The sequence below is a fragment of the Microbacterium sp. P2_F9 genome (assembly GCF_056403635.1).
In genome coordinates this window covers 1-14,534 of the sequence record NZ_JBFUFC010000093.1, presented here as the reverse complement: position 1 = coordinate 14,534, position 14,534 = coordinate 1, and the positions used below count along the sequence as shown (strand labels likewise).

Sequence of the window (14,534 nt, the reverse complement as noted above, 5' to 3'; positions counted from 1 at the left end):
CCCCACGGCTTCGCAAGCCCGCGCAGGTCGGAGCGTCGGCCGTCGGGGCGGAGTCCGGGCGAACAGGGCGTGCCGGGGGCGGCTTCTTCGCCACGATGGTGCAGGACGCCCAGACGGCCAACGACGACACCCTGCAGGGCGCCGACGACCAGCGCGTCTTCTACCGGCTCCCGGTCTGGAAGCGGGTCGTCATCATGCTCGGCGGGCCGGTGATGAATCTCCTCCTGGCCATCGTGCTCTTCACCATCATCTTCAGCGGCATCGGCGTCCAGACCGCCACGACGACCGTGGCCGCGCTGTCCGAGTGCGTACCGGCCGCCGGTACGACCGAATGCACGGCAGCCGACCTGCCCGCACCGTCGGTGGCCGCGGGCATCGAGCCGGGCGACGTCATCGTCTCGGTCGACGGCACGGCGGTCGCGACCTTCGCCGAGGCCTCCGCCATCATCCGCACCTCGCCCGGACAGCAGCTCCCGATCGTCGTGGAGCGCGATGGCGAGGAGCTCACCCTGACCGCGACACCCGCGACGATCGAGGGCCAGGTCACCGCTGCCGACGGCGCCACGACCACGCAGGAGATCGGGTTCGTCGGGATCCGCCCGGAGATCGAATACGTGCGCCAGCCGATCTGGGCGGGCGCCGCCACCGCGATCGACAACGTCGGCGCGGTCGCCGGAATCATCTGGCAGCTCCCGATGAAGGTCTACGACGCCGCCGTCTCGGTGATCACCGATCAGCCGCGCGACCCGAACGGGCCGCTCAGCGTGGTGGGCGCCGGGCTCATCGCGGGTGAGGTCTCCGCCAGCGACGCGCCGGTGATCAACCGGGTGTCGGCCATGCTCGGTCTGCTCGCCTCGCTCAACATCGCGCTGTTCGTCTTCAACCTGATCCCGCTCCTCCCGCTCGACGGCGGGCACATCGCGGTCGCGCTGTGGGAGGGCCTCAAGCGCGTATGGGCGAAGCTCTTCCGCCGGCCGCCCCCGAAGCCGGTCGATGCGACCAAGCTCGTGCCGGTCACCTTCGTCGTCGTCGCTGCCCTGCTGATCATGGGCGGCGTGCTGATCCTCGCCGACATCTTCAACCCGATCTCGATCCTCTGACGTCGGAACTTCTCGAGTTTCTTCCGGCGGGATGTCGAAATCGGCCTTGTCCGTTCGCTGTGGGGATGTAACGGTTCCCCTGACGAAAGGATCACCACCGTGAAGTACGTCATCATGTTCACGTCCACGCCCGAACTCGACGCCGCGGTCCCGCCGGAGCGCGCCGAGGAGGTGTACCGCCGGGTCTACGACTGGTTCGGGACGCACGCAGAGAAGATCTCCGACTCCGGTGCCGAGCTGCAGCCCGTCACCACGGCGACCACCGTGACCTACGGGGGCGGCTCGCCCGTCGTCGCCGACGGCCCCTTCTCCGAAGCGAAGGAGGTCATCGGCGGATTCAGCGTGCTGKACGTCGCCGACCTCGACGCCGCCATCGCCATCGTCAAGACCTGGCCGATGCTCGAGCTGCCCGGCACCTCTGTCGAGATCCGTCCGATGGTCGTGGACTACAGCCACATGGAGCAATGAGCACGCCGGATGCCGCGGCCCCGGGCTCGGGGGAGTACCGGGCCGCGGCATCCGATCGGCTCCTCGCGCAGGTGCTGCGCGAGGAGTCCGCACGAATCGTCGCAGCCCTCGCCGCGTGGCTCGGCAGCTTCGATCTGGCTGAGGAGTCGGTCGCCGAGGCGATCGAGGAGGCCGTGCGAGAGTGGCGGGCGAGGGGTGTGCCGCCGAATCCCGCGGCCTGGCTCACGCAGGCGGCCCGGCACAACGCCCTCGATCGCATCCGTCGCGACAAGCGCTACCGCGAGAAGCTGGCGCTGCTCGCCGAGCCCGACGCGGCATGGCCMGAGGCGGATCCCGACGAGCCCGATGAGCGGCTGGCGCTGCTGTTCGGCTGCTGCCACCCTGCGCTCTCATCCGAGTCGCAGTTGGCGCTGACCCTGCGGGTGATCTGCGGCCTCACGACCGCGCAGATCGCGCGGGCCACGCTCAGTACCGAGACCGCCGTGGCGCAGCGGATCGTGCGGGCCAAGCGCAAGATCGGCGCCGCCGGCATCCCGCTCCGGATTCCGGAGCCMGTGGAGCGGCCAGAGCGGCTCGACATCGTGCTGGCGGTGGTCGCGGTCATGTACAACGAAGCGCATCTCGTCGCGGGGGGCGACGCGACGGCCGAGCGCGACCTCGCCGACGATGCGCTGTGGCTCGCACGGGTCGTCGCCGCTGCGCTGCCCCGCGAGGCCGAGGCGCACGGGCTGCTCGCCCTGCTGCTGTTCCATCGCGCGCGCGAGGACGCCCGAGCCGTCGACGGCGAGCTCGTGCTGCTCGGACACCAGGACCGTTCGCGCTGGGATCGCCGGATGCTGGCCGCGGCGCGCCGCGAGCTCGAGACGGCGGCGATGCTCAGGCGCCCGGGACGCTGGCAGCTGCACGCTGCGATCGCCGCGTGCCACGCGGATGCGCACAGCGCGGACGAGACGGACTGGCTGCAGGTCCTCACCCTCTACGACATGCTGCTCGCGTACGACCGCTCGCCGATCGTGCGGCTCAATCGTGCAGTGGCGCTCGCAGAGGTGGAGGGGCCGGCGGTCGCGCTCGTCGAGGTCGACTCGCTCCAGGCTCCGCTGGAGGGCTACCACCTCTGGCATGCCGTGCGCGCGCACCTGCTGCGCCGGCTGGGGCGCGACGAGGAGGCGATGGAGGCAGACCTGCGGGCGCTCGAGCTCACCGCGAACGAAGCCGAGCGCCGGCTCATCGCCGGGCGACTCGCTGGCGGTCGCTAGGGCGTTTCGTCTCGCTCCGCGCATGAATGGCTCGCGCTGTCGAAACCGCCATCCGCGGTCGCTGCGTTCGGGCGCGTAAGGCGGTTTCGGCCGCGCGAGCCGGGGCTTCGACCTCGCGTGCGGCGCGCGACTCAGGCGTCGACGGGGGTGAGGGCCTGGGCGACGAGACGCTCGAGCGTCGTCATCCCATCGCGCGACAGGATCGACTCGAGGTGTCCCTGGATCGAGGCGAACCCGGGTCCGCGCRGGGCGTAGACGTCGCCCGTCTCGGGGTCGGCCGCGACCTCGGCCTCGCCGACCACGGTCGTGCCGGGCGCCACCCGGGCAGTGAAGGTGTTGTAGAAGCCGATGGATGCCGGGATCCCGAACACGTCGACGGACTTCTGCAGCCCCTGATGCGGGCGGGCGAGCGGGCCGAGGTCGATGCCGAGCGAGTCGGCGAGGATCTGATGGCTCAGGCACACCGCGAGGAGCGGCCGTCCATGGGCCCGCCGGCGGGTCACGATCTCGCGCATCCGGCCGATCCGGGCGCTGTCTGGATCGCGCGGGTCGCCGGGGCCGGGGCCGCACACGACGAGCCCGGTCTCGTCGAGCTGCTGGTCGGTGACCTCGCTCCACGGCACGATCTGCACGGCGAGGCCGAGGTGGCGCAGCTGATGGGCGAGCATCGTGGTGAAGCGGTCTTCCACATCGACCACGATCGCCGATCGACCCGCGAACGGGCCCGTGCCCGCGGCATCCTGCGGATTCAGCCAGAAGGAGGCGAGTCGCGCGTTCCGCGACATGAGCAGCTCCGCGATAGCCGGGTCGTCGGCGAGGCGCTTCGGCTCGGCCGCCGGGGCGTCCTCGTCGATGGCGTCGACCTTGACGGGTGCGGGGGCGTCCCGCGGGATCGCGCCGATCGCGCCGAGCACGCCGGCGGCCTTGCCGTGGGTCTCGCCGACCTCGCCGTAGGGGTCGGAGTGGCGCACGAGAGTCGCGCCGACCGGAACCCGGAGGCGGCCGTCGACGAGATAGGCGGTGCGGATGAGGATGGGGGCGTCGAGGTCGTGGGTGGGCTCGTCCACCTCAGGCTCTCCGGCCGCGACCGCCGCGGTCCCTGAGCCTGTCGAAGGGCGCGGGGTGAACAGCGCCGCGACACCCGAATAATAGCCGCGCGGGGTGCGCTCGTGCCGGGTGATGACGGTGCAGGCGTTCTGCATCGGCGAACCGGTCACGGTGGGCGCGAACATCGTCTCGCGCAGGATGTCGCGCGGGTCCAGGCGGCTCCGCCCGCGGAGCACGTATTCGGTGTGGGTGAGCCGGGACATCTCCTTGAGGTGCGGCCCCGTGATGCGGCCGCCGTCGGTGCAGACGGCGCTCATCATTTTGAGTTCCTCGTCGACGACCATGAACAGCTCTTCGGTCTCCTTCGTCGACTCGAGGAACTCTGTGAGGGTATCCGCCGTCGCGCCGCCGGCGGGGTGGCGGAAGGTCCCGGAGATCGGGTTCATCGTGACGACACCGCCCTGTGCGCTGACGTGCGCCTCCGGGCTCGCCCCCACCGCGATGTGCCCGGGGGTGACGATCGCGAAGGTCCAGTAGGCGCCGCGCTCGTACTCCAGCAGCGCGCGGAACCACGTGAGCGCGGTCGTCCGCGCGTCGGCGTCGATCGTCGCGGTGAAGTCGCGGCGGATGACGAAGTTCGCGCCCTCACCGGCGCCGATCTCGTCCGCGATGACGCGGCGCACGATGCCGGCGTACTCCTCGTCGGCGATGTCGAATCCAGCGTCGTGCAGGGCGACCGGAGCGCTCGGGAGCGCGGCGAGCGCGTCATCCCGCCGGAAAGTCTCGTGGCCTGCCACGATCAGGCAGCGCAGCGGCGCGTGGTCGTCGTGGCATTCGAAGCCGCGCTCCACCACCTGGCGGAAGGGGACGAGCGCCAAAACCTCGCGCGACGTGCCTGCGGCATCCGTCAGCGGTATGTCGGCGAGGCGCTCGACGTCGACGATCTCGCCGGTCAGCAGCTCGACCGTCGAGTCGTCGCGCGCGATCAGCGCGAATGATTCCGCGCGCGCGAGCGCCGCATGCAGGGGGGAGGGGCTGGGTGTCATCGCCGGCCTTTCATCGGGTCGGGCGGTCGCTCAAATGAGAAAGACCGCCCTCGGGCGGTCTGTGGTCTGGGAACGCGAACACACCGCCGTCAGCGGGCGGGCCACCACGTGGTGAGGTTCGCGAACATGCGGTCACGATAGCAGACCAGCGGATGCCGCGGCGCGGCGCACCTGGCGCTCGAGCACAGCGCGGGCACAGCGCGGGCACTATCCGGTGGCGCGCTCCAGTGCCACAGCCTCGTGGCGATGGCCGACAGTCTCGTACCCCACGACGATCACCGCCGGGGCGCACGCGATGATCACCAGCGCCCAGCCCAGGGACACGCCGAGCCCGACGGCGAGCACCGCGAGGGCGAGCACCGCGGCAGACCCCAGGAAGAGCCACAGATGCAGGGGATCGAACTGCATCACCAGGACGCCATACAGGATGAACAGGATCAGCTCGAAGGCGAGCACGGGGGCCGCCACCGAGATCACCGCGAACATGTCATCGACTCCGGAGTGGCCGGCGATCGCCTGGGCGGCGATGTGCAGGCCGGATCCGACCGCGATGACCGACCCGAACAGGAAGATGTGGCCATACCCCCAGGGGAATCCTCGGAGCGGATGCCGCGCGAGCACGGGACCCGGCGGGACGACGAAGTACACCCACCACATCCCGAACGCGAGCGCGGTTCCGCCGAACGCGATCAGCCCGGCCTCCAGCGTCCACGAGTCCTCCTCCACAACCGCGGAGATCGCGAGGATCGTGCCGAGGATCACCTCGCCCAGTGTGATGATGACCAGAAGCCCGTAGCGCTCGGCGATGTGATGCGGATGCCACGGCGTGCGGCCGTACTTCAGTTCGGCGTAGAGCGGTCCGGCGAGCTCGAACGCGGTGAGCACCAGGACCAACGCGGTGGTCGTGGGGATGGGCAGGTTCAGGAGGATCAGCGCCACCCAGCCGACCTGGGCGATCGCGACGTTCTTGGCGTACGCCAGGCTGGTGCGGCGCCGTGCGGGGTCGTGCTTCGCGGCCCGGAGCCAGATAGCGACCGTGGATATCCGCATGATGACGTACCCCGCGACCAGGACGCCATTGTTGAGATGCTCGCCCTCCTCGAGGGAAGCGAAGATCGGGGGGACCCCGAGCGCGACGACCAGCACCCCGATCATGATGACGAGCGTGGCGATGCGGAAGAAGATGTCGTCGTTGTCGTAGGCGCTCGCGAGCCAGGAGTAGTTGATCCACGCCCACGACACGGCGAACGTCGTGAAGGCGAAGCCGATGAGCGCGGTGGAGATGTGCCCCAGCTCGAGCGCGTGCGCCGTCTGCGATGAGATCTGGCTGAACGCCACGACGAACGTGAGGTCGAACAGCAGCTCGAGCGGAGTCGATGCGCGGTGCGACTCCGCGGGGTTGCGGCCGGTCATGCGAGCGACGTGGTGGCTCAGGCTCATGCGGGAAAGCTACACCGCGGCGCGGCATCCGACTGATCGTCCGCGGGCTCGGCCTCCCGGCCGCGGCGTAGGGTGGAGGGCGTGCCAGCTGTCAATCTCGGGATGCCCAAGGTCCCCGAAACCCTCGCCCCGCGTCGCAAGTCCCGACAGATCAAGGTCGGCAAGGTGCTGGTCGGCGGCAACGCTCCGGTCAGCGTCCAGTCGATGTGCACGACCCCGACGACGAACATCAACGCCACGCTCCAGCAGATCGCCGAGCTGACGGCCTCTGGCTGCGAGATCGTCCGCGTCGCCGTGCCGAGTCAGGACGACGCCGATGTGCTGCACATCATCGCGAAGAAGAGCCAGATCCCGGTCATCGCCGACATCCACTTCCAGCCGAAGTACGTCTTCCAGGCGATCGACGCGGGGTGTGCGGCCGTGCGTGTGAACCCGGGGAACATCCGCAAGTTCGACGATCAGGTGGGCGCCATCGCGAAGGCGGCGAAGGATGCCGGAGTCTCGCTGCGCATCGGCGTGAACGCCGGGTCGCTCGACCCTCGGCTGCTGGAGAAGTACGGCAAGGCCACCCCCGAAGCGCTCGCCGAGAGCGCGCGCTGGGAGGCGAGCCTCTTCGAGGAGCACGACTTCCACGACTTCAAGATCTCGGTCAAGCACAACGACCCCGTCATCATGGTCCAGGCCTATCGACTGCTCGCACAGATGGGGGACTGGCCACTGCACCTCGGGGTGACCGAGGCAGGCCCCGCCTTCCAAGGGACCATCAAGAGCGCCACGGCCTTCGGCATCCTGCTCGGTGAAGGCATCGGCGACACGATCCGCGTCTCGCTGTCGGCACCGCCCGCCGAAGAGGTCAAGGTGGGGCACCAGATCCTGCAGTCGCTCAACCTGCGCGAGCGAAAGCTCGAGATCGTGTCGTGCCCGTCGTGCGGCCGGGCACAGGTCGACGTCTACACCCTCGCCGACGACGTCACCGAGGGACTCAAGGACATGACGGTGCCGCTCCGCGTGGCCGTCATGGGCTGCGTCGTGAACGGCCCCGGCGAGGCTCGGGAGGCCGACCTCGGCGTCGCCTCAGGTAACGGCAAGGGCCAGATCTTCGTCAAGGGCCAGGTCATCAAGACCGTGCCCGAGTCGGAGATCGTCGCCACCCTGATCGAAGAGGCCAATCGGCTCGCCGCAGAGATGGGCCCCGCGGCCCCCGTCGGCACGGCGCAGGTCGTCACCAGCTGACCGGGATCAGCAGCAGGGTCCTCGCCCCTTCGGCCAGTGGGCCGTGCGCTAGCGTGCTCATACCCCGCGATCCGCCGAGCCCGAGGCATCCATGACCGATCCCACGCCCTCGACGTCGCTCACGCGCCCGGTCACGGCCGGGATCGTCACGGCGCTCGTGGGGTTCACGAGCTCTTTCGTCGTCGTGCTGACCGGCCTGCGCGCCGTCGGCGCCACGCCGGCGCAGGCGGCGAGCGGGCTCCTTGCGCTCTCGGTGACGATGGGACTCGCGTGCGTCGTACTCGCGTGGCGATTCCGGATGCCGATCACCGCGGCGTGGTCGACGCCAGGCGCTGCGCTCCTCGCCGCGACCGGACTCGTCGACGGCGGCTGGCCGGCGGCGGTCGGTGCGTTCCTCGTGGTGGCGGCGCTCATCCTGCTCACCGGACTGTGGCCGCAGCTCGGACGGCTCATCGCTCGGATCCCGCCATCAATCGCACAGGCGATGCTCGCCGGCGTCCTGCTCCCACTGTGTCTCGCACCGATCACCGGCATCGTCGTGAACCCGTGGGGCGTGATTCCGGTCGTGCTCACGTGGCTGGTGTGCGCGAGGCTCGCGCCGCGCTGGGCCGTCCCGCTGGCGTTCCTCGCGGCGGCGATCGTCGTGGGGATCTCGCTGGTGCAGCAGGGAGCCCCCCTCGACGCCGGGCTCCTGATCCCCCGAGTCGAGCTGACCATGCCCACCCTCACGCTCGGCTCGTTCATCGGCATCGCGATCCCGCTGTTCATCGTCACGATGGCCTCGCAGAACGTGCCGGGCGTCGCGGTCATGCGCAGCTTCGGCTACACGGTGCCCTGGCGGCCGGCGATGCTCGTCACCGGGGTCGCCAGCGCGCTCGCCGCCCCGGCAGGAGGGCACGCGGTCAACCTCGCGGCGATCAGTGCCGCGCTCGCAGCGGGTCCTGAGGCGGATGCCGATCCCCAACGGCGATGGATCGCCGGCGTGTCCACTGGCGGCTCCTACCTCGTCCTCGGGGCGGCGTCGGCGGCGTTCGCCGCCCTCGTGCTGCTCGCTCCCGTCGCCGTGATCCCGGCCGTGGCGGGACTCGCGCTGTTCGGCGCGTTCGGCTCCGCCGTTCAGCAGGCGATCGACGACCCCGGTGAGCGCCTTCCGGCCGTCATCACGTTCCTGGTGGCGGCATCCGGCATCGCCATCGCGGGCATCAGCGCCGCGTTCTGGGCGCTCGTCGCCGGCTTGATCGTGCGTTTCGTCCTGCACGTCGGGCGGCGCGACGCCTGAGCGGGAGCCCGTCGGCGGTGCCGATCATGGAGTTCGTCGAGGACCGCGGCGTCATGCGTCCGCGCGAGCAGTGACGGGCGTGAACTCGACGGTGCCGGTGGCGATGTCCGCGCGTTCGAGGCGGACACCGACGGTCGAGCCGGCGTCGGCGGTGACGCCGCTCACTCTCGCAGTGRTGGGCGGATCAGTCAGCTGAACCCGAGCCACTCCGCCCTTCGCGCCGAGGACGACAGCCGAGAATTCCGACCCTTCGTGACCGTGCAGGAGAGCCGCTTCGACCCGGTCGAGGGAGGCGGCGTCGAGCTGTCCCGCGCGCTGATCGCTGCGGCCCATGAGCTTCGGGATGTCGGGGAGGCTCTTGCGCGCCCACTCCGGCACCTCCCGCCCGTTCGCGAGCGCTTCGCAGATCACGAGCGACCACCGATCGACGAGCCGGCGCAGAGGAGCGGTCGTGTGCGCGTACGGTGCGCCGATGGCGGCCTGGAGCGTCTGCGCCGGCGGACTCCCATCGAACGCGACGTAGCTCGCACCGCGGAAGAGCGACGCGGCCGCACTGCGCACCGCCAGCGCAGCCGGCGCCTCTCGGTCGAGGGTGCGCAGATAGTCCCCGTAGCGCACGTCTTCGGGCCACGGGATGCCGAGGGCGACCGTCTGCGCCCGGAACGCGGCGACATCCGCGATGTCGGCCGCCGGCATAGTGCGGAGGATGCCGATGCGGCCCGCGAGCATGATCTCCGCCGCCGCCATCCCGGTCAGCAGCGAAACCTGCGCGTTCCAGTCCTCGATCGGCAGCGGGGGATTGCGCTCCAGGCGGTAGGTGCCGTCCTCGACGACGATGTCGGTCTCKGGAACGTTGAGGCTCGCGCCGCCGCGCTCGCTCTCTCGCTGGGAACGCAGCGGACCGAACCACGCCAGCAGCTGCAGCGTTTCGGGGGCCGAGCCGTCCTCGACCGCAGCCTGCGCATCGGCATAGGTCCACCGCTTCCGCGAGCGGATCACGGCGCGGGTGAGTGTCGTCTCCACAGGACGTGCGCCCTCGTCCAGAGTGAACCGCCACACGAAGGCGCGACGGTCGGAATTCTCGACGAGGGATGCCGCGTCCTCGCTGAGCAGCGGCGGGTGCAGCGGGATCCGTCCGTCGGCGGCGTACAGCGTCTGGCCGCGCAGCCGCGCCTCGGCGTCCAGCGCCCCGCCCGGAGTCACGAAAGCCGGGAGGTCGGCGATGGCATAGTGCAGCACCGCGCCGGATCCGATGCGCTGGAAGTGCATCGCCTGGTCGAGGTCGAGCGAACCCTCCGGGTCGATGGTGAGGAACTCGATGTCGCGCAGGTCGGCGAGTCCGGCCGCGGCTGGGTCGGTCGACACGGAGCGCGCGGCATCCCGCGCCTCGGACAGCGCGGCGGGAGGGAACTCGCCTGGCAGGTCGAGCGATTGCCGCAGCGCCGCGAGCGACTCGACGAGCGCTCCTGTCGCAGTGGCCGGGACCAGGCGGGAGCGACGGGCGGGCATCTGGTCAGTGTATGGGGGCAGGTGGGAGCACGGGCCGGACCGATCGGCCGGGTCGCGGCATCCGTGTCTCTAGACTTGATCCTCGTGGTCACCCGTCTCTCGCACTTCTTCCTCCGCACGCTCCGTGAAGACCCGGCAGATGCCGAGGTCACCAGTCACCGCCTGCTCGTGCGTGCCGGCTACATCCGTCGCGCCGCGCCCGGCATCTTCACGTGGCTGCCGCTCGGCCTGAAGGTCAAAGCGAAGATCGAGGGCATCATCCGGGACGAGATGTCGAACGCGGGTGCCTACGAGGTGCACTTCCCGGCGCTGCTGCCGCGCGAGCCCTATGAGCAGTCCGGGCGCTGGACGTCCTACGGCGACGGCATCTTCCGGCTGCAGGACCGCAGAGGGGCCGATTACCTTCTCGCCCCCACCCACGAGGAGATGTTCACGCTCCTGGTGAAGGACCTCTACTCGTCGTACAAGGATCTGCCGCTCGCGATCTACCAGATCCAGGACAAGTACCGCGATGAGGCGCGCCCGCGTGCGGGCCTCCTGCGCGGCCGTGAGTTCACGATGAAGGACGCCTACTCGTTCGACTACACCGACGAGGGGCAGGATGCCTCGTACATGGCGCAGCGCGACGCCTACGAGCGCATCTTCCAGCGGCTGGGACTCGAGTACGTCATCGTCGCGGCCGACAACGGCCTCATGGGTGGAGCGCGTTCGGAGGAGTTCCTGCACCCGATCGCCGTCGGCGAGGACACCTTCGTGCGGTCGGCTGGAGGCTATGCCGCCAACGTCGAGGCGTTCACGACGGTCGTGCCCGAGCCGATCCCGTTTGACGGTCTCAGCGAACCGGTGATCTTCGACTCTCCCGACACGCCGACGATCGAGACCCTCGTCGCCCACTCGAACGCCCACCTCGCGGGCGAATACACGGCGGCCGACACGCTCAAGAACGTCGTCCTCGCACTGACGCACCTCGACGGCACCCGCGAACTCGTGATCGTCGGTGTTCCCGGGGATCGCGACATCGACGACAAGCGGGTCGAGGTGGCCTTCGCACYGGTCGCCGTCGAGGCCGCCACGCCCGATGACTTCGAGAAGCACCCGCTCCTGGTCAAGGGCTACATCGGCCCCTGGTCCGAGACCGGTGCAATCCTCGGCGAGGAGTCCGCCACCGGCATCCGGTATCTCCTCGACCCGCGCGTCGTCGACGGCACGAGCTGGATCACCGGGGCCAACATCGACCAGAAGCACGTTCATACCCTCGTCGCCGGTCGTGACTTCACGGGCGACGGCTTCGTCGAGGTCGCGACCGTTCGCGCGGGCGACCCGGCACCGGACGGCTCCGGCCCGATCGAGCTCGCTCGCGGCATGGAGATCGGCCACGTCTTCCAGCTCGGCCGTTTCTTCGCCGAGACGCTCGGCCTCAAGGTGCTCGACGAGAACGGCAAGCTCGTCACCGTCACGATGGGCTCGTACGGCATCGGCGTCACCCGCATCCTCGCGATCATGGCCGAGCTCAACAACGACGAGAAGGGCCTCATCTGGCCCGAGTCGGTGGCACCGTTCGACGTGCACGTCGTGGCGACGGGACGGGATGCCGTGGCCTTCGAGCTCGCCGAGCAGGTGTCGGCCGGGCTCGAGGCAGCAGGCTTCGACGTCCTCTACGACGACCGCCCGAAGGTGTCGCCCGGCGTGAAGTTCGGCGACGCCGAACTTGTCGGCGTGCCGCGGATCGTCATCGTCGGTCGAGGAGCTGCGACCGGCGAGGTCGAGCTGTGGGACCGTCGCACCGGCGACCGGGAGGTCGTCCCGGCTGCCGAGGTCGTCGCGCGGCTCACCGCGCGCTGACGGACGCCCTCACCCGGTCGGACCCGCTGGGGATCGCCGGGACGGGCGCTCAGAAGCTCACCGTCTCGTCGCGCATCGTGTCGTCGGGGGTGTCCTTCGTGACGAGGGCCTTGAGCATGCCGGCGGCCATGACGATCTTGCCGTGCTTCGGCTCCCAGAACTCGGCCGTCACGGGCGTGACCCGAAGCAGCGCGATGTCGGGCGTGTCCAGCCCGTTCTCGAACCAGATGTCGAGGGACGCCGTGTAGAGCTCCTCCATCTTCGCGCGATCGTGAACGACGCTCGCGGTGCCGGCGACCGAGACGAACCGCATCCCCTTCGCGTCCGCGTACGACAGCCCGATGTCGCCGTCGGCCTCGGCTTCATGCGCCTTCTTCGAGTCGTCGGCGAGGAAGAACCAGATGTCTCCGTGTTCGTCCATCTGGCGGGTGCTCATCGGCCGGCTGACGAGGCTGCCAGCGGCATCCTTTGTCGTCAGCATCGTGAAGTCGATGTCTTCGACCAGCTCCTTCAAGCGTGCGGCCGCGTCGTGCTGAGTCATCGTGTCGTCTGTCATAAGTCCAGGCTCGTCGCGGCCACGTGAACGCCGAAGGGGGTTGACACGGCGCGGACTCAGGCTCTGCGGTCGACCTTCCCAGCGTCGCCGGAGGCGGCATCCGGTAACGTAGTAGGGTTCCGGCGGCAGTTTGGCGTCGGTGAGAGCTGAATATGGAGGCCAGTGTGGATGTCGATCTGGGACTGCTGCGGACGATCGAGCGTGAGAAGGAGATTCCCTTCGARGAACTCGTCCRGATCATCGAGCAGGCGATTCTGACCGCCTTCGCCAAGCACACTTCGCCGACCGGCGAACTGCCCGAGGGCGCTCGCACGGAGCTCGATCGCAAGAGCGGGCACGTGTCGATCTTCGTGCCCCTCCGCGATGAAGAAGGAGTCGTCATCGGCGAGGAGGAGGCGACCCCCGACGATTTCGGACGGATCGGCGCCTTCGCGGCGAAGCAGGTCATCAGCCAGCGCCTGCGCGACATCGCCGACGACGCCGTACTCGGTGAGTTCCGCGGCAAGGAAGGCGACATCGTCGCCGGCATCGTGCAGCAGGGCCCGAACCCGCGCATGGTGCATGTCGACCTCGGCTCGATCGAGGCGATCCTCCCGCCCGAGGAGCAGGTCGCCGGCGAGCAGTACACCCACRGCTCGCGCCTGCGGGTGTACGTCACGGCCGTCTCGAAGGGCACCAAGGGCCCCCAGATCACGGTGTCCCGCACGCACCCGGGCCTCGTACGCAAGCTCTTCGCGCTCGAGGTGCCCGAGATCGCCGCGGGCCTTGTGGAGATCGTGTCGCTCGCCCGGGAGGCCGGCCACCGCACCAAGGTGGCCGTCAAGGCCAACGACCCGACAATCAACGCCAAGGGCGCCTGCATCGGCGAACTCGGCCGTCGCGTGCGCGCCGTCACCGAGGAGCTCAACGGCGAGAAGATCGACATCGTCGACTACAACCCCGAGCTCGCGAAGTTCGTCGCCAACGCCCTTTCGCCCGCGAAGGTGACGTCGAGCTTCATCCTGGATGCCTCGAGCAAGGCCGTGCGCGCGCTCGTGCCCGACTACCAGCTGTCGCTCGCGATCGGCAAGGAAGGCCAGAACGCGCGACTCGCGGCGAAGCTGACCGGCGCGAAGATCGACATCCAGCCCGACAGCATCCTCGAGGACGCCTGAGGCCTGGCGGCGGTCCCCCAGCCCTGAGGTGTACGATGGAAGCCGTACGAACGTGCGTCGGATGCCGCACGCGTGCCCCCCGGTCCTCCCTGCTCAGGGTGGTCGTCTTCGAATCCTCACTCGTCCCAGATGAGCGAGCGTCGTTGCCCGGGCGGGGTGCGTGGGTGCATGAGACGTATGAGTGTGTGGATGCCGCCATCCGGCGTCGCGCCTTCGTGCGGGCATTGCGTGTGTCAGGCCCGCTTGACATGCAGACCATCGAGAAACGGCTGAATGGCTATGGAAACAAAGTGAACGGCTCGAAATGAGTCCCGTCCGCAACTAACGGTCTGCCCTGTCTGGGTAGACCTCAGACAGGAGAATTGTGGTAAACGCAAAACCACGCGTGCACGAGATCKCCTCCGAACTCGGAGTCGACAGCAAGGTGGCCCTCGCCAAGCTGAAGGAGCTCGGCGAGTTCGTCAAGAGCCCCTCGTCCACCATTGAGCCGCCCGTGGCTCGCAAGCTTCGCGCCGCCCTCGAGGCGGATGGAGCGTCGCACTCGGCACCCGTCGAGCAGAAGCCCGCGGCTTCGGTGCGCCCGGCCGGTCGCCCAGGCCCCGTG

13 protein-coding genes are annotated in these 14,534 nt (G+C 69.5%); 9 read left to right on the top strand and 4 right to left on the bottom strand.

Features of this window, described 5'->3' with window-relative positions; genetic code table 11:
* The 3 genes from AC1DVT_RS11320 to AC1DVT_RS11310 form a co-directional block, all read left to right on the top strand.
* Positions 1-1,100, top strand: a 1,100-nt coding sequence (locus AC1DVT_RS11320) for a M50 family metallopeptidase (protein WP_477388981.1), incomplete at its 5' end; no start/stop codon positions are given.
* Positions 1,101-1,199: 99 nt separating this feature from the next.
* A complete protein-coding gene (locus tag AC1DVT_RS11315; RefSeq protein WP_477388979.1) occupies positions 1,200-1,568 on the top strand; it encodes a YciI family protein in 369 nt (122 codons plus the stop codon).
* The gene (locus AC1DVT_RS11310) at positions 1,565-2,824 is read left to right on the top strand and encodes an RNA polymerase sigma factor (protein ID WP_477388977.1); all 1,260 of its coding nucleotides are present in this window, start codon (positions 1,565-1,567) and stop codon (positions 2,822-2,824) included. Before AC1DVT_RS11315 ends, AC1DVT_RS11310 begins: the two co-directional genes overlap by 4 nt.
* 131 nt (positions 2,825-2,955) lie before the next feature.
* On the opposite strand, the gene AC1DVT_RS11305 is transcribed toward AC1DVT_RS11310, so the two are convergent.
* Both AC1DVT_RS11305 and AC1DVT_RS11300 read right to left on the bottom strand, forming a co-directional pair.
* Positions 2,956-4,917, bottom strand: coding sequence for an anthranilate synthase family protein (locus tag AC1DVT_RS11305; RefSeq protein WP_477388975.1), 1,962 nt, complete (start codon positions 4,915-4,917; stop codon positions 2,956-2,958).
* A gap of 207 nt (positions 4,918-5,124) precedes the next feature.
* Positions 5,125-6,357, bottom strand: a complete 1,233-nt coding sequence (locus tag AC1DVT_RS11300) for a low temperature requirement protein A (RefSeq protein ID WP_457100577.1) — start codon at positions 6,355-6,357, stop codon at positions 5,125-5,127.
* A gap of 81 nt (positions 6,358-6,438) precedes the next feature.
* On the opposite strand from AC1DVT_RS11300, the gene ispG reads away from it, so the two are divergent.
* Both ispG and AC1DVT_RS11290 read left to right on the top strand, forming a co-directional pair.
* Positions 6,439-7,590 (top strand): flavodoxin-dependent (E)-4-hydroxy-3-methylbut-2-enyl-diphosphate synthase, encoded by a 1,152-nt coding sequence (gene ispG / locus AC1DVT_RS11295; RefSeq protein ID WP_457100576.1) that lies wholly within the window; start codon positions 6,439-6,441, stop codon positions 7,588-7,590.
* Positions 7,591-7,681: 91 nt separating this feature from the next.
* Positions 7,682-8,869 (top strand): benzoate/H(+) symporter BenE family transporter, encoded by a 1,188-nt coding sequence (locus tag AC1DVT_RS11290; protein WP_477388972.1) that lies wholly within the window; start codon positions 7,682-7,684, stop codon positions 8,867-8,869.
* A 51-nt stretch (positions 8,870-8,920) separates the two neighbouring features.
* Here the strand turns inward: AC1DVT_RS11290 and AC1DVT_RS11285 are convergent, their stop codons facing one another.
* Positions 8,921-10,378, bottom strand: a complete 1,458-nt coding sequence (locus tag AC1DVT_RS11285) for an RNB domain-containing ribonuclease (RefSeq protein WP_477388970.1) — start codon at positions 10,376-10,378, stop codon at positions 8,921-8,923.
* 84 nt (positions 10,379-10,462) lie between these two features.
* Between AC1DVT_RS11285 and AC1DVT_RS11280 the strand changes: the two genes are divergently transcribed.
* A complete protein-coding gene (locus AC1DVT_RS11280) occupies positions 10,463-12,220 on the top strand; it encodes a proline--tRNA ligase (protein WP_477388968.1) in 1,758 nt (585 codons plus the stop codon).
* A gap of 49 nt (positions 12,221-12,269) precedes the next feature.
* Here AC1DVT_RS11280 and AC1DVT_RS11275 read toward each other — a convergent pair whose 3' ends face one another.
* Complete coding sequence (locus AC1DVT_RS11275; RefSeq protein ID WP_477388966.1) at positions 12,270-12,776, bottom strand: pyridoxamine 5'-phosphate oxidase family protein; 507 nt, start codon at positions 12,774-12,776, stop codon at positions 12,270-12,272.
* A gap of 164 nt (positions 12,777-12,940) precedes the next feature.
* Between AC1DVT_RS11275 and nusA the strand changes: the two genes are divergently transcribed.
* From nusA to AC1DVT_RS11260, 3 genes are all read left to right on the top strand, one after another.
* Entirely contained in the window at positions 12,941-13,930 is a 990-nt protein-coding gene (nusA, locus tag AC1DVT_RS11270) for a transcription termination factor NusA (RefSeq protein ID WP_477388965.1), read from the top strand.
* 35 nt (positions 13,931-13,965) lie between these two features.
* Complete coding sequence (locus tag AC1DVT_RS11265; RefSeq protein WP_457100570.1) at positions 13,966-14,238, top strand: YlxR family protein; 273 nt, start codon at positions 13,966-13,968, stop codon at positions 14,236-14,238.
* A 77-nt stretch (positions 14,239-14,315) separates the two neighbouring features.
* A partial coding sequence (locus AC1DVT_RS11260) for a translation initiation factor IF-2 N-terminal domain-containing protein (RefSeq protein ID WP_477388963.1) occupies positions 14,316-14,534 on the top strand: 219 nt, incomplete at its 3' end.